16 protein-coding genes are annotated in these 14058 nt (G+C 65.4%); 4 read left to right on the top strand and 12 right to left on the bottom strand.

Annotation, left to right across the window (positions count from 1 at the left end; genetic code table 11):
- The coding region (locus tag ACE3TU_RS10910; RefSeq protein WP_374623982.1) for a hypothetical protein at positions 1–271 on the top strand (271 nt) is incomplete at its 5' end.
- Between the two features lie 346 nt (positions 272–617).
- Here ACE3TU_RS10910 and ACE3TU_RS10905 read toward each other — a convergent pair.
- From ACE3TU_RS10905 to ACE3TU_RS10890, 4 genes are read right to left on the bottom strand one after another with little or no spacing between them, the layout of a single operon-like run.
- Positions 618–1208 (bottom strand): hypothetical protein, encoded by a 591-nt coding sequence (locus tag ACE3TU_RS10905; RefSeq protein ID WP_374623979.1) that lies wholly within the window; start codon positions 1206–1208, stop codon positions 618–620.
- On the bottom strand, positions 1205–1891 hold the full coding sequence (locus ACE3TU_RS10900; RefSeq protein WP_374623976.1) for a hypothetical protein: 687 nt from the start codon (positions 1889–1891) through the stop codon (positions 1205–1207). The genes ACE3TU_RS10905 and ACE3TU_RS10900 overlap by 4 nt, the downstream gene beginning before the upstream one ends.
- On the bottom strand, positions 1884–2603 hold the full coding sequence (locus ACE3TU_RS10895; protein ID WP_374623973.1) for a MotA/TolQ/ExbB proton channel family protein: 720 nt from the start codon (positions 2601–2603) through the stop codon (positions 1884–1886). The genes ACE3TU_RS10900 and ACE3TU_RS10895 overlap by 8 nt, the downstream gene beginning before the upstream one ends.
- 32 nt (positions 2604–2635) lie before the next feature.
- The gene (locus tag ACE3TU_RS10890) at positions 2636–3187 is read right to left on the bottom strand and encodes a thermonuclease family protein (protein ID WP_374623970.1); all 552 of its coding nucleotides are present in this window, start codon (positions 3185–3187) and stop codon (positions 2636–2638) included.
- A gap of 34 nt (positions 3188–3221) precedes the next feature.
- Here ACE3TU_RS10890 and ACE3TU_RS10885 point away from each other — a divergent pair, with 34 nt between their 5' ends.
- Entirely contained in the window at positions 3222–3971 is a 750-nt protein-coding gene (locus ACE3TU_RS10885) for a pentapeptide repeat-containing protein (RefSeq protein WP_374623967.1), read from the top strand.
- Positions 3972–3973: 2 nt separating this feature from the next.
- Here the strand turns inward: ACE3TU_RS10885 and ACE3TU_RS10880 are convergent, their stop codons facing one another.
- The 4 genes from ACE3TU_RS10880 to ACE3TU_RS10865 form a co-directional block, all read right to left on the bottom strand.
- Positions 3974–4705: a hypothetical protein gene (locus tag ACE3TU_RS10880; protein WP_374623964.1), complete on the bottom strand. Its 732-nt coding sequence runs from the start codon at positions 4703–4705 to the stop codon at positions 3974–3976.
- Between the two features lie 7 nt (positions 4706–4712).
- Positions 4713–5225 carry a cytochrome c gene (locus ACE3TU_RS10875; RefSeq protein WP_374623985.1) on the bottom strand — a complete coding sequence of 171 codons (513 nt, stop codon included), beginning with the start codon at positions 5223–5225 and terminating at the stop codon, positions 4713–4715.
- Positions 5226–5304: 79 nt separating this feature from the next.
- Positions 5305–7047 (bottom strand): pyrroloquinoline quinone-dependent dehydrogenase, encoded by a 1743-nt coding sequence (locus ACE3TU_RS10870; RefSeq protein ID WP_374623961.1) that lies wholly within the window; start codon positions 7045–7047, stop codon positions 5305–5307.
- 539 nt (positions 7048–7586) lie between these two features.
- Positions 7587–8150: a hypothetical protein gene (locus ACE3TU_RS10865; RefSeq protein WP_374623958.1), complete on the bottom strand. Its 564-nt coding sequence runs from the start codon at positions 8148–8150 to the stop codon at positions 7587–7589.
- Between the two features lie 426 nt (positions 8151–8576).
- On the opposite strand from ACE3TU_RS10865, the gene ACE3TU_RS10860 reads away from it, so the two are divergent.
- The gene (locus ACE3TU_RS10860) at positions 8577–9215 is read left to right on the top strand and encodes a DUF1080 domain-containing protein (RefSeq protein ID WP_374623956.1); all 639 of its coding nucleotides are present in this window, start codon (positions 8577–8579) and stop codon (positions 9213–9215) included.
- 56 nt (positions 9216–9271) lie between these two features.
- Positions 9272–9709: a hypothetical protein gene (locus tag ACE3TU_RS10855; protein WP_374623953.1), complete on the top strand. Its 438-nt coding sequence runs from the start codon at positions 9272–9274 to the stop codon at positions 9707–9709.
- Between the two features lie 18 nt (positions 9710–9727).
- Here the strand turns inward: ACE3TU_RS10855 and ACE3TU_RS10850 are convergent, their stop codons facing one another.
- The 4 genes from ACE3TU_RS10850 to ACE3TU_RS10835 form a co-directional block, all read right to left on the bottom strand.
- A complete protein-coding gene (locus ACE3TU_RS10850) occupies positions 9728–10777 on the bottom strand; it encodes a mannonate dehydratase (RefSeq protein ID WP_374623950.1) in 1050 nt (349 codons plus the stop codon).
- 150 nt (positions 10778–10927) lie between these two features.
- Complete coding sequence (locus ACE3TU_RS10845) at positions 10928–11809, bottom strand: carbohydrate ABC transporter permease (protein WP_374623947.1); 882 nt, start codon at positions 11807–11809, stop codon at positions 10928–10930.
- Positions 11810–12730: a carbohydrate ABC transporter permease gene (locus ACE3TU_RS10840; protein ID WP_374623944.1), complete on the bottom strand. Its 921-nt coding sequence runs from the start codon at positions 12728–12730 to the stop codon at positions 11810–11812.
- 69 nt (positions 12731–12799) lie between these two features.
- A partial coding sequence (locus tag ACE3TU_RS10835) for an ABC transporter substrate-binding protein (protein WP_374623941.1) occupies positions 12800–14058 on the bottom strand: 1259 nt, incomplete at its 5' end.

Below are 14058 nucleotides of genomic sequence, written 5' to 3'. Positions count from 1 at the left end.
GACGCTGTGGCTGGACGCCAGCACCGGGGTCGACCTCGGCCAGTCCATCCTGCTCGGCGCTGCCGACGGCCAGCGGGGACGCGTCCTGCTGTGGGGCGATCAGGGCTGGTTCGGTGCCGATGTCGAGGCCCTGCGGTGGGCGCGCTGGCTGATCGGGGCAAACCTGGCGGCCATCCTGGCCTTCGGCCTCGCCAGCCTGATCCTGCCCTTCCTGACCCGCCGGCAGGACCGCGCGCGCACCGACCTGCCGCAACCGGCCAAACCGGCCTGACCGGACGCGCCAGTCGGGTGCTGCGCCGTTCTTTGGCGTTCTTCGGTTGCGCCCATCTGCACGGTCCGAACATCCCGCGATAGGACGATTCCGCTGCAGCGGCAGGTCTGAACTCGCGGCCGGCAGACCGGCAGGTTCCCCGGCTGTAAGGCCCTCGATCGGCAAGGTCAGCCGCGGCGCTTGCGGAGGCCCCGTCGGCAGGCCGGCACACCCCCCGAAGCACATGGCATGGCGGCGCCGACCGGATGACCAGCTGTCGAGGCCGGCGGACCCGACCCAAGGCCATGTCGACGATCATGATCCGGCTCCACGCCGAGACAAGCTCGGCGTCAGACGAGCCCCGCCTCTACTGCGGTTTCTCGGGCGTCACCGGGGCGGCTTCCACGCCAAAGGTCAGCATCCCGGGTTCGAACTGGAAGACTCGCTCGCCCACGGTCCCTGCCCCGCCCGGTCGGCCCTCGATCATGCCCGCCTCGATTTCCTGAGCCAGGGCCTCGGCGGTCACTTCGGGCAGGGCCTCCTCGGCATCGAGCTTGCCCTGGATCTGCTCGCCCTCGGAGATCTTGCCCATCGCCTCGCTGATCTTGATATCCAGATCCTCCGAGTATGGCAGCTGGAACGCCCGCGGCTGACCCACCGGGTAGTTCTCATCATCCAGCGTCTGCAGCCACAGGTAGACATGTCCCTTTTCGCCCTGCAGCGGACTGGGCTCGATCACCTGAGCCCAAAGCAGGCGGAAGCTGAACGGAATCGGTCCGTCGGACGGCAGGCCACGCAATTCCCCGACGCCGTTGAACGTCAGGGGAATGAGTGCGACGGTCGCCGCGGTCGCCAGCACCTTGAACACCCAGTGCAGCCGCGACAACAGCAGAAGGTAGGCGAGCAGCGCCACCACCAGCGCATAGGCCGCCGTCAGGGACAGGATCGTGAAGGTCATTCCTGAATCACTTGCCCAGTCGTTGCGTCGATCGATCCGCCCTGCCCGGCGCCAATCGACCCGCCGCCGCCGCCCTTGCCGCCCGACGACCGCGTCAGCTCGACGAGGCTCTTCGGCGTACTGACGACATTGATCACGTCGGGTCCCGCCAGGGTGAAGCGGACGGCAGTCTGTTCGTCGCCCGTGCCCTTCATTTCCAGCGTCTGGTAGAAGATCACCTTCACCGTGGGGTTCAGCTTTTCCACCTTCACCGTCACCGGCAGGGGCGCCGATCCATTGGCGATGTAGTGAACGACGTTGACCACGTACTCGCCGTCCTGCAGCCCGCGGAAGGCCACGCTCTCCTGGTTCAGCGGATTCGAAATTTCCTTGCCGTTCAGCAGGATAACGTCCTTGAACATGCCGCGATCGTCGCGTTCGAGGTTCATCAGGCCGCCTTCGCGCTGGTTGTACCAGACGATGTTGCCGGCCGGGTCCTCCACGTAGGTGTCGACGTCATCGGGATTGTCGTCGGGCCAGGTCACGGTGATCATCATCTCGGCCTTCGGATCGACCTTGCCCTCGTCGGCCGGGTCGTTGATCATCGCGAACGAGATGAAGAACATGAAGGTGATGGCCTTCAAGGAGTTGAACAGCAGAGCCGAGAAAATCTCGAACTCCGGTTCCTGTTCCTCTTCAAACATCGCGCTCGCCCCGAGCCAACAGCGGCAGCAGGGACACTTCGGTGAAGCTGACGGCCGTCTGGCTGATGTCGGTCACCAGCGCATCGGCGATGTTGTACTCCAGCCGAAGCAGGATGCCGCCGATCAGCCCGGCAATCGTGGTCAGCAGGGAGACGGCCATGCCGGCGATCATCTGCTGCAGGGCGCCGCGCAGGGTGTCGACGTCGAAGTTCGACAGATCGCCCATGGAATTCAGCATCATGACGAAGCCGACCATGGTGCCCAGCATGCCCAGCTTGTAGAGCAGGTCCGTGCCGTAGGTGCCGATCTTGGTGCGCCGGCGCAGGCTTGCTCCGAGGCTCATCATCAGCAGATGGGCGTTGCCCTCCACTTCCGAGGGGTGCTCGCGCGAGCGGATCACGTCGGCCATGTAGCGGTCGATCATCATGGTGCCCTGCGGCAGCTCGGGGACCTTGGTCGACCTGGCCAGCGCCTCCTTGATCTGCAGCGCCCGGCGGTACTCGCGCGCCAGTTCCACCAGGATCCACAGGCAATGGCCTGAGAAGCCCACGTAGAGGACAGCGATCAGTACGGTGATCTTCGACTTGTCGGCGCCGAACAGGTAGGTCAGCAGTCCGTAGTCATACGACACCACCGTGGCGATCGCGATCAGCGCCATCAGAAGCACCCATTTCAGCACCGCGTCGAAGGCCCCGCTGCGGCCCGGTGCCATGATTGCATCGCCAACTTGCGCCATTGTCCGTCCTATCGCAGATCGCCCGGAGTCTCGCGGCGGCGAAACACCCAGGGCTCCTCAAAAACCACGCCCACCTGCCACACGCCGACCCCGGCGGTGATCGCATCGGCCATGGCCGCATCGTACTCATCGGACTGGTCGTGAAAGGGGAGCGCCAGACCGGCCCGCACCATCTCGGCGCTGAGATCGTCACCGCCACTCTCGCAGACGCCGAAGCGGCGGCCGAACGGATCCGGATCGCCCTTGTAGGTGCAGGTCACTTCCCCGCGACCGGCGAGCAGTTGCAGATGACGGAACGCCGCGTCGTAGCAGCCCCAGAATGCGCCATTCAGGATGCAGGTCTGCGGTCTCTCGGGGGCATCGATACCCCACAGGATCACGCGCTGCGTGCCGAACTTCAGCACGTCGGCATCAATCACATCCGGCGTGCCGGTGATGCCGGTGTCCGTCGACTGGGCCTGCGCCGGACCGGCGAAAGCAGCACCGGCGAGCACGGCTATTGAAAGCGCCAATGTCCAGAATTCGGCAAAGCGGTGGTGGCGGTCTTTATCAGAAGACAAGATCTGGCCCTTTCGACACTAGGAGAGACCCACAATGCGCATCGTGATGGCAGCCGCCATGATCCTGCTGGCGACCCCGGTCCAGGCGGATCAGGTCGCGGACCTGATCGCGGGAACGCTCAAGGAGTGCCGGGGCTGCGACCTGCAGGGCGCCAATTTCAAGAAGGCCGACCTGGCCGGGGTTGACCTCAGCGGCGCCAACCTGACGGAAGCCACCTTCCACCGCGCCGACCTGAGCGGCGCGATCCTGACCGACGTCACCGCGGTGAACGCCAATTTCAATCTCGCCGACCTGACTCGTGCCCAGATGGCCAAGGGGAACTTCACCCGCTCGATGTTCTACGAGGCCCAGGTGTCGGGCGCGGACCTTTCGGGCGCCAACCTGACCGAGACGCGCATGCAGAAGGTGCGCCTGACCTCGGCCAAACTGGTCGGCGCGGTGCTGGATGGGGCCGTCCTGCGCAACGCACTCGCCAACAATGCCGATTTCAGCGACACGTCGATGACGGAGACCAACTTCATCGACGCGCATATGGGCCGCAGTCGATTCACCGGAGCGACCATCACCAACAGTGCGTTCATCAATGCCGAGGCCGGCAGCGCCAATTTCGTCGATGCAACGATCTCGCTGACCGACTTCTACGGCGCCGACCTGCGTCGCGCCAAGGTCACCGGCGCCACCCTCAACGGCAACCGCTTCACCAGCGCGGCCACGACCGATGTCGATTTCGACAAGGCCACGATGACCGGAAACTTCATGGCGAACGGGCGACCGCAGAGCTGAGGTCATGACAGCGTCTTCGGATCGTAGGGCGCGAGAACTTCCTCGTAACGCGTCTGGCTTTCGAAGTAGCCCTTGTTGACCTGCTGGGTCTCCTGACTGATGGCGCGCTGCCCCTTCTTGCGCAGGTAACTGGCCTCGATCGCGATGCGTGTCTGGCCATCGGACGATTGCCCGGTGCAGATCTCGTGCACGAACAGCTTGCCGACGGGCTGTTCGCCCTCCTGCATCGGAACGTCGTTGCAGTTCAGCGACCACTTGCCGTAGCGGGCCTTGAAATTGCGGCTCAGAGTGTAGGCATTGCGCCGGTCGTAGTCGCTGGTCCGGTCATCGGTCACGATCCGGCGGCCCTGTACGATGCCGGCCTCGTCGACGAGCAGCGAGACGATCACGGGCTGCGCATAGACCGAGGTTCCACCCTTGAGGAACTGGTAAGCCACCTCGAGCGCCAGGGTGATGTAGTCCTGCTCGTCGTCGTAGGTGAAGTAGACCTCCCGAAGGCCCGAGGCCTCGGGTGTGCAGGTCATGTAGTCGTTGAACGACCTGAGCTCCTGCCCCGGCGGGCCGCCGTCCGTGCCACAGGCGATGGCGCCGACGTCGCCGTCGCGGGCCTGCGACAGCGGCTGGCCCAGTTCGACGTCCCAGATGGAGTAGGCGGGCTTGACCTGCTCCTGACTGAGGGCGGGATGAGCCGAAAGGCCCAGGCTCAGAAGGGCAAGAAGGAACTCTTTGCTCATCGCGAGCTCACTTCAGGTTCTTGCAGGCCGCCGCGGCGGGATTGGCAAAGATGTCGATGCATTCCTCGAACGTCGGCGGGCCGGCGCGGCCAACAACCTTGGCCTGCAGGAACGCCACGACGTTGGCGATATCCTGTTCGCGCAGCAGCTTGCCGCGGTTCGGTGCGGTATCGGGGGCGAAGTCGGCCGCGAGCAGGCCGTAGCAGCGCGCATCGCGATAGGCGGCCCTGTCATGATAGGGCATCTGGGTGGCGGGGCGGCCGCAGGAAATGACCTCGGTCAGCAGCGTCTTGTCCAGTTCGCTCTCACGCAGATTCGCGCCGGTCGGCGAGCGCATGTCGAGCCCCGTCTTGCCGTCCCCTGGCCAGCCGTGGCAACTGACGCAGCCACCCAGGGTCAGAAACACTACCCTGCCACGCTCCGGGTCGCCGACGAGATCGGGCAGTTGCTGCGCCCGGGACGTGGGTACAGCCAGGGCCACAAGGGCAAGGGCGACAGCCGCGACGCGGGCCAAAAACATCTGGGTCACTCAGGGTTCAGGCGGAGAAGAAGACAACGAGCCGGGCAGCCGAAGCTGCCCGGCCCGATGATAGGTCAGATCAGTTGACCGTGAAGACCCACACCATGTTGGCAGCCTGGTTGTTGGTCAGCTCGACGTTGCCGCCGGCATTGCCGCCGCCCAGGGCGCCGCCCGTGATGGCGACGTACTGCTTGCCACCGACCGAGTAGGTCATCGGCGGGCCGCGGAAGGCGGTGCCCACGTTCATCGACCACACCGGGGCCAGCGTCTTGGCGTCAAAGGCACCGAACGTGCCATCGACCGAGCCGGTCCAGACGAGGTCCGGAGTCACCAGCACACCGCTGTTGTTCGGATACTGGGTGTTCTGCTTGGCAACGGCCTTGCCCGTCGTCACGTCGATCGCGTTGATCGAGCCCGTCTGGATGCCCTTGGTGGTCAGAGTGCCACCGAGGAAGACCGAGCCCGGCACGACGTCCTGCGGCGCAACCGACTTGGTCGCGATGTCCGAGCACGCCTCGATGCCAGCCGCATAGGCCACACCAGTGGTGGGGTTGTAGGCGGTGGGATAGTAGTTCGTACCGCCCGAGTAGTGCGGGCAGTTGGTCACGCCGGGCTGGTCGCGACGCAGCACGCCCATGGCGTATTCCTGCAGCGACTTCGACGGATCGTACTCGACCGGCTTGCCAGTCTTGGGATCGACGCCCTTCGTCCAGTTCAGCTCGGTGACGTACTGGGCCGAGTGGATGTAGGAGCCGTTGTTCCGGTCCAGCGAGTAGAAGATGCCGTTACGGCCGAAGTGCGACAGCACCTTGCGGTCTTCGCCGTTGACCTTGGCATCCATCAGCAGTTGAACGCCGACTTCGTCATAGTCCATGTAGTCGCCGGGCGTGTACTGGAAGTGCCACTTCAGCGCACCGGTATCGGCGTCGAGAGCGATCGTCGAGTTGGAGTAGAGATTGTCGCCCGGACGGAATTCGGGATCGAACATCGGCACCGGGTTACCCGTACCCCAGTAGACGGTGTTCGATTCGGGATCGTAGGAGCCCGACACCCAGAGCGCGGCACCACCGGTCTTCCAGCAGTCCGGATTGCCTGCTTCTTCGCACTTCCAGGTTTCCGACCCGGGCTGACCCGGCTCCGGAACGGTGTAGAAGCGCCACAGCTCTTCGCCGGTCTCGGCATTGAGAGCCGCGAGCCAGCCGCGGGTCGCCCAGTCACCGTAGGACTGGCCGACGAGCACCTTGTTGCCCACGACTTGGGCGGCGCTGGTGAAGCCTTCGCCGGGCTCCTTGCCAACCTGCTGCTCCCAGGCCACGTCGCCGGTTTCGCTGTCGCAGGCCACCACGCGGCCATCGTTCAGCGCCGTGATGACGAGGTTTCCGGCGAGCGCGAGACCACGGTGCGCCAGCAGCACGCCACGGCTCGGATCCTTGTCGATGCCGGTATCGCAGACCCAGACGACCTTGCCTTGGGTGCCCGACGAGACGTCGATCTTGTACGGCGTGCCCCACGGGTCGCTGACATACATGAAGCCGTTGTCGACCAGCGGCGTGCCTTCCATGTAGCCAATGCCGAAGCCCGCCGGCTCCAGGCCTCCGAGCGGCACGGCGAAGGCGAGTTTCAGGCCCGCGACATTGCCGGCATTGATCTGGTTCAAGCTCGAGAAGCGATTGGAATCATAGGTCTTGTGGACCGTCAGCCAGTTGCCCATCTCGGCCTCGGTTCCGGCGGCCGCCAGACGCTCGGGCGTCACTTGCGCCCATGCCGCCGTCCCGCTCAAGGCCAGGGCTGCCACGCAGGTCCCGGCCAGGAGTCTTGCCATTCTCATCGAGTTCCTCCCTGAGAAAAACAGATGCAACACACATCCGCTGGCTGGAACGTTGGCATCCTACGAACCCGGCAGGTCCAATCCTGAATATTGGACATCCTAATTTGCCCCGGTGGAGGGACCTCTAGGATGGCCGGGATGCCGACACGATGGCGACCGCATCCCGGGATACGGTCGCGCGCCAACACGGTCGATCAACGCCGGACGGGCTGCAACGAGATGGCCTCTACCGGCCGATGCAAGGCGTTGATCTCAAAGGGCTTCACCGATCGCGAATCGGTGCGCCCGGGTTTGCCGGCGAGGTTCGCGTGATGAGCAGCAGGCGCCGCGCCACCCGATGCCGGCGGCGAAAGACGGCCGACCTTTGCTGGCCGCGGTACCTGGCCGGACGCCGCCCGACCGCCCCGGCCGGAACGCACAAGGCCGCCCACGTGACAGATGAACGCACCCCGGGGGCCGGGATGCGTTCACAAATTCTGCAGCGATGTTCCAGCTCTGCCGCGGGCGATCCCCTGCCCGACCGGGTCGTCGCCTCAGGCCTGCTTAGGCTTGCGAACGAACAGCCCGCGGATCAGCGCCAGGAACGTCAGGAACCCTCCCGCACCAAGCGACAGCCAGAAGCCCAGCTGGAGATCGGAGACCATCTTGATCTTGGTGCCCGTCTCGGCCTGCAGGATCGACGACTTGCCGATGAAGTTGGCCCCTGCCCACCCCGACCTCAGCGTTCCGATGCCGTAGGCGATGCCGAGTGCCGCCATGTAGGACAGGCCGACGAACGCGATCAGGATCACCGCGATGGGCAGGCTGATCGGCCCGAGCTTGATCCGGCGATTGATGACCAGGCTGGCCGCGAGGAGCAGCATGCAGACGCCCAGGTAAACCCACATCAGCGGGGCGAAGAAGAAGGGCATGTCGAACTGGGCGGTGTCGGTATTGTTGCGCACCTGGGAAACCGCCTCGACTCCCCACGGGTGCAGCACCATGTCGTTCTCACCCTTGATGACGGCGATATCGGCGCTCCACCATGGCTGGAACCACGTATAGACCATGAAGGCAGCGCCGGCGACGAGCAGAGCGCGGAAGATCCATACCCCCACCCCAGCTCCGCTCCGCGTGCTGCCTGCCATACTTCCTGCCGTATCAGTCTGTGCCATCATTCCCCCGTCGCCGGCCTGTCTTCAGGCCACTCGCTGTTGTCTTGTCAATCCATTAATGGGCCGCCGGCCTTCTCCCGGCAATCCTTGACGAGAGGTTAGCAGCGACAATCCCTTGGAACTCCAATGAAGGATATTGGTATCGGCGAAATTGTGCGAATCCGGTCCCCGGGGGCGTGGCGCGGCTGGACTTTCCGACTGCGCGTCCCGCGACACAGCGACGCTTCGCTCGGACAGGTTGCCTGCTTCTGCTCGTCGCGAATAGTGGTACCACAACCGGCAAAGAACGGAAGCCGGACGTCCCGGGCGTGCTCCGGGTCGGCCCGTCGCGACCGGCGGACAGTTGCTCGTCGCGGGAAGGACAAGCCGATGCGCATTGCGGCCTTCTTGATGATCCTGATTGTTCCGTTGGGCCCCGCGCTGGCGGACGAGGCCCGGCCGCTGGCCGAGTGGCGGGCCTGGCGCGGCAGCGGGATTCCCCAGCAATGGACGCTCCGCGACGGCGTGATCGAGCACGCGCCCGGCGGCGGCGATCTCGTCAGCGTCGAAACCTTCCACAATTTCGAGCTGAGCTTCGAGTGGCGCATTTCCGCCGGTGGCAATTCCGGCGTGATCTACCGCAGCAGCGAGGAGTTCCGGGCGCCCTACCAGACCGGGGCCGAGTACCAGATCCTCGACAATGCCGGCCACCCCGACGGCCAGTCGCCGCTCACGTCGGCCGCCAGCAATTACGGCCTGTTCGCGCCTTCGGCCGACTTCACCCGGCCCGTGGGCGAATGGAACAGCGGGCGCATCGCGGTGAACGGCAATCGCGTCGCGCACTGGCTCAATGGCGCCGAGGTGCTGGACTACGAGATCGGCTCGCCCGAGTGGAAGCGACGCGTGGCGCTGAGCAAGTTCGGCGCCCTGCCCGAGTACGGCACGATCACCGCCGGCCACATCGTCCTGCAGGACCACGGCAACGCCGTCGCCTACCGCAATCTCATGATCACGGTGCTGCCCGATTGAGCCGGCCGATGCGCGAAATAGGTGCAGCCGGTGCCGAGGCGTGGCATGAATGCGGCATGAAGCCGACCATCCTGTTCGCCAGCGCTGCGCTGGCCCTCACCGCCACACCTGCCGCCGCGTTGTCGCTGACCTCGGGTCAGGTGGGCGAGATCTACTGTGCCGCCCGGCTGAGCGGCGACATGGCGCCGATTCTCGCCATCCTGACCCCGGAACTGACGGCGCTCGTCGCCCTGCACCTGCCGGAGGGCGCGGATGCCGCCGTCACGATTCCGTGGCAAAGCAGCGCCGACTACGCCAACACCTGCATGCCGGTGGGCGCCAGCGGCACCGCCGACGCTCCCGAAGTGATCATCGCCTTCGGCTATCGCGACCCGAACAAGGCGCAATATGCCGACCGGCTGGTGATGCACTTCGTCGAGCAGCGGCTGCGCATCGACGACATCGTCTACGCGACCGGCGGCACCCTGCGCGAGAAGCTCGGCGAGGCCCGGTAGCCGTCCCGTCGAAGGCCGTCAGGCCTTCGACATGAACTCGTACATGCGGATCAGCCCCTGCATGTAGCCGATGGCGTGCGAACGTCCGCGGTGGTTCCAGTCGCTGTCGCCGTCCATCTTGGGCACGTGATCGTCGAGCAGGAAGCCGTCGAATCCGGTCCTGGCGAGGAGCGCAATCACCTCGGCGGGATCGAAGTTGCCATCGCCGATGAAGCACTCGGTGAAATCCGGCACCGTCCCCTTCACGTCACGGAAGTGGATGTAGGAAATGCGTCCCCTGGGAGCGAAATACTCGATCATCTCGGTGACGTTCTTCCGGCCCCCGGTCATCTCCGAGCAGCAGCCGAGGCAGAGATCGAGGCTCCAGGCCTCGGAGCGGCCGACCAGATCGTAGGCCTTCTTGAAGTTGTCGGGCTTGTAGAACAGGCGCGCCACGCCGCCCAGCATTGGCACCGGCGGATCGTCGGGATGCAGCGCCAGCTTCAGCCCCTCCTCTTCGGCGACGGGCAGCACCGCCTTCATGAAGTAGGTGTAGTTGGACCACATCTGGTCCTCGGTGATCACCGGGCCATCCTTGCCGAACAGCGGCATCGAGGAGGCGCGCCCCAGCGTTGTCGGCATGAACGAGCGCAGCAGCTCGAGATTGTCGACATTGGCCTCGACCACCGCCATGTCGAACTGGCGGGCCGTGGCGCCGCCGCGGGTGGTGCCGCTGCGATCGGTGGTCCAGACCGAGTTCGGCATGAAATGCAGGCCCAGCACCGGCACGCCGGCGCGCGCCACGGCGCGGATGGTCGCCTGGTAGTTCTCGATCTGCTCGTCGCGGCCGTCGAGGCCCATCATGGCCTTGTGATAGAAATGCGTCGGGACGTTCTCGATGGCCTCGAACTTGAGCCCCGCCGCCTCAACTTTGTCGACGAGGGCGCGGACGTCCTTCTGCTCCCAGCGCGCGTCGCCGGGCAGCGTGGGGTTGTTCATCTGCAACCCGGTGGCGCCGATCTGCGCGGCAAAGCGCAGCCTTTCCTCGGTCAGCTCGTGAAACTGCCCTACCGCAACCCTGATACCCATTCTTCCGTTCCCATATCCAGGTTCTTGATCAATTCACCGGGTCATCCCCGAAAGGCGGGGACGTCCATTTGCCTTGCCGCCGGCGCCTTTGCCAAACAGGGATTCCGGCTTTCGCGGGAATGATCACCGTGATGGCGGCGAGATGCATACTCATCCCTTCACCGAGCCCTCGGTCATGCCGGCGACCATGAAGCGCTGGGCGACGAAGTACAGGATCATCAGCGGCACCGAGGAGATGACGGCACCCGCCATCAGCGGACCCCAGGGCAGCACATCGCTGGTGATGAGGTAGTTGAGCGCGAGGGGCGCCGTGCGCTGGCTTTCGGAGGTGATGAGAACCAGTGCAAACAGCAGCTCGTTCCAGGCGCCGGTGAAGGTGAAGATGGCGACCGCCGCGATGCCCGGGGCCGAGAGCGGCAGCACGATTCGGACCAGGGCGCCGAATCGGCTGAGTCCGTCGATCATCCCCTGCTCCTCGAGTTCGCGCGGCACGCCGCGGAAATAGCCCTGCAGCAGCCAGGTGGAGAGGGGCAGCGAGAAGGTCAGGTAGACGAGGATCAGCCCGACCAGGGAATTGCCCAGCCTCAGCTGCGCCATGACGATCGAGAGCGGGATAAACAGCAGCGAGCCCGGCGTCAGGTAGGCGAACAGGATCAGCCGGCCGATGACGCCACGGAAACGGTAGCGGAAGCGCACCATCGAGTAGGCGGCAAAGCTCGAGATGATCACCGAGATCAGCGTGACGATGCTGGCCACGATCAGGCTATTGCGGATGGCGATGAGGAAGCCGCCATCGCTCAGGAGCTTGGCGAAATTGTCGAGCGTGAAGGTCTTGGGCCAGAGCGAGGGCACCCGGTAGATCTCGCGCGGCAGCTTGAGCGAGGTGATGACCATCCAGTAGATGGGGAACAGCACCAGCAGCACGGCGACGACCAGCGTCGCATAGCTCAGCACGCGACCGATCAGCAGGCGCCGCCGCGCCGCTCCGGCGCCGGCCAGGTCCGCACTCATCGGCCCGGCGAGTGCCGCCATCTATTCCTCCCGCCGCATCATCAGCGAGGTGGCGAAGATGACGAGGATGGCCAGCACCGGCAGCATGTAGACGGATACCGCGGCGGCCTCGCCGATGCGCTGCGTCTGCATGCCGTAGTAGGCCAGCACCGGGAACACCATGGTGGCGTCGGACGGGCCGCCGGCGGTCAGCAGCCAGACGTGCTCGAAGCCATTGGCGGTCCAGATCGAGCTCAGGAGCGTTGTGACGATGATCACCGGCATGATGCCCGGCAGCGTGACGTTCCAGAACCGCTGCCAGCTGTTGGCGCCATCGACGACGGCCGCCTCGTAGAGTTCCTTGGGTACAGATTGCAGCGCCGCGAGGATCGAGACGAACCAGAACGGGAAACCGCGCCAGACCGAAGCGGTGATCACCGCGCCCATGGCGGTGGCGCGCTGGCCGAGCCAGTCGATCACCTGCGGGTAGATGCCGGTCTGGGTGAGGATCAGGTTGATGCCGCCGCCGATCGGCTGGTACAGCACCCGCCAGGTGAGGAAGGCGACGAAGGCAGGCATGGCCCAGGGCAGCATCAGGAAGGAGCGGAACAGCCCGCGTCCCGGCAGATGCTGGTGCACCAGCAGCGCCAGTCCCAGCCCGATCAGGAGCTTGAGCACATCGGAGACCAGCACGATGGTCACCGTGTTCCAGATGGCACTCCAGAAGGTCGCGGTACCGGCGAGGTAGGCGAAGTTCTTGAAGCCCACGAAGTTGCCGACGCTGCCGATCACCATGTCGGTGAACGACACCCAGATGGCGAACAGGAACGGGTAGGCGACGAGGCCGAGGATCAGCAGGACGACGGGCGCGACGAGCAGGTAGGCGAACAGCCGGACCCTGGCCCCTCCCCTGAGGCGCCAGGCGCTCGTCCGCTCTGCTTGCTGACCGGCAGCGTTCGCCATGGCCTGGTCCGTGCTGGAGATAACCGCGGACGGCCGAAGCCGCCCGCGGACCTTGGGAGGTTCTTCAGATCAGTACTTGTCGTAGATGGCCTGGCCCTGGGCCTGGGCCTCGTCCATCGCCTTGTCGAAGTCCCAGCCGTCGACGACGACGCGCTGCGCCATCTTCGGGATGATGAAGTTCGACGACAGGTCGGCATAGGCGGCGTTGTAGACATCCGGATAGGCCGGCGCGGTGCCCGCCTTGGCCAGCCCGAGCAGGCCGGTGAGGATGGTGTTCTGCCCGCCGAACGCGGCCAGTTGCTCCTGGTTCTTCAGCACCGGCCCGTAGATCGCCACGTCGAAATAGGCGTTCATGAAATCGGGGTTGGACAGGTGCTCGATCAGGGCCTTGGCCTCGTCCTGCATGGCGCTCGCCTTGGTGACGACACGCGACTGCGGGGTGATCGGCGAGATCGTGCCCTTGGGTCCGGCAGGGAGCGGGGAGAAGGAGCTGGCCTCGAACAGCTCGGGGTCGTCCTTCTTGGCAGCTATGCCCACCGAGCCGGTATTGGCGATGAACGCGGCCTGTCCGGACAGGTAGGCCTGGTTGTCGCCGGCGCCGTCCCAGGTGGTGTTGCCGGGCGGGAAGATTCCCTTGTCCCAGGCGTCCTTGAGCCAGGCGAGGTAGGCTCGCGTCTCCTCGGACTTGATGGTGACCTTCTTGCCAGCGTCGTCGGCGATGCGTCCGCCGTAGGACTGCATGACGTTGATCTGCACGTTGCCGTCGCCGACGTTGGAGAGGGCGAGGCCGAGGCCGGAGACCGGCGGCTTGTTGACGGCCACGGCCTGGGCGACCAGTTCCTCCCAGGTCTGCGGTGCGGCGGTGAACCCGGCCGGCTCGAGCAGGTCCTTGCGCCGGAGCAGCAGGTTGCCGTTGACGCCGAACGGCACGCCGGTGCGGCCGCCGGCCACGGCAGAGGTGTCGGTGGCGCGGGCCGGGCCGTCGAACCAGCCGCCATTGGCCTCCCCGACCTTGTTGTAGACATCGTCGATCACCGAGAACACGCCCTGGCGCGACAACAGCAGCAGCAGGTCGAGGCCAACATCGAGCGCGTCCGGCATCGAGTTCGAGGCAACCGCGGCGGAGACCTTCTGGGTGGTCTCGTTCTGGTTGATCATCACCACTTCGGTCTCGACGCCATTGGCCTGTCCCCAGGCGGTAATGGTGTCGACGAGCAGCTTGTTGGCATCCTCCGAGAAGATCAGGCCGCCCCAGTAGGTCAGCTTCTTGCCCTGGGCAATGGCGGGCATCGGCAGGCCGCTGGCCGCCGCAAGAGCGAGGCCGCTCG

The sequence above is a fragment of the Devosia sp. genome, from assembly GCF_041917035.1.
Lineage (GTDB): Bacteria > Pseudomonadota > Alphaproteobacteria > Rhizobiales > Devosiaceae > Devosia_A.
Note: the sequence above shows the minus strand (reverse complement) of the source record. Positions and strands in the feature narration are given on the sequence as shown.

Coding starts and splice junctions, on each gene's coding strand:
- ACE3TU_RS10850 (WP_374623950.1), bottom strand. CDS start 10,777: ATGGGTATCAGGGTTGCGGTAGGGCAGTTTCACGAGCTGACCGAGGAA.
- ACE3TU_RS10900 (WP_374623976.1), bottom strand. CDS start 1,891: ATGTTTGAAGAGGAACAGGAACCGGAGTTCGAGATTTTCTCGGCTCTG.
- ACE3TU_RS10895 (WP_374623973.1), bottom strand. CDS start 2,603: ATGGCACCGGGCCGCAGCGGGGCCTTCGACGCGGTGCTGAAATGGGTG.
- ACE3TU_RS10885 (WP_374623967.1), top strand. CDS start 3,222: ATGCGCATCGTGATGGCAGCCGCCATGATCCTGCTGGCGACCCCGGTC.
- ACE3TU_RS10905 (WP_374623979.1), bottom strand. CDS start 1,208: ATGACCTTCACGATCCTGTCCCTGACGGCGGCCTATGCGCTGGTGGTG.
- ACE3TU_RS10840 (WP_374623944.1), bottom strand. CDS start 12,730: ATGGCGAACGCTGCCGGTCAGCAAGCAGAGCGGACGAGCGCCTGGCGC.
- ACE3TU_RS10870 (WP_374623961.1), bottom strand. CDS start 7,047: ATGGCAAGACTCCTGGCCGGGACCTGCGTGGCAGCCCTGGCCTTGAGC.
- ACE3TU_RS10855 (WP_374623953.1), top strand. CDS start 9,272: ATGAAGCCGACCATCCTGTTCGCCAGCGCTGCGCTGGCCCTCACCGCC.
- ACE3TU_RS10875 (WP_374623985.1), bottom strand. CDS start 5,225: ATGTTTTTGGCCCGCGTCGCGGCTGTCGCCCTTGCCCTTGTGGCCCTG.
- ACE3TU_RS10845 (WP_374623947.1), bottom strand. CDS start 11,809: ATGGCGGCACTCGCCGGGCCGATGAGTGCGGACCTGGCCGGCGCCGGA.
- ACE3TU_RS10880 (WP_374623964.1), bottom strand. CDS start 4,705: ATGAGCAAAGAGTTCCTTCTTGCCCTTCTGAGCCTGGGCCTTTCGGCT.
- ACE3TU_RS10860 (WP_374623956.1), top strand. CDS start 8,577: ATGCGCATTGCGGCCTTCTTGATGATCCTGATTGTTCCGTTGGGCCCC.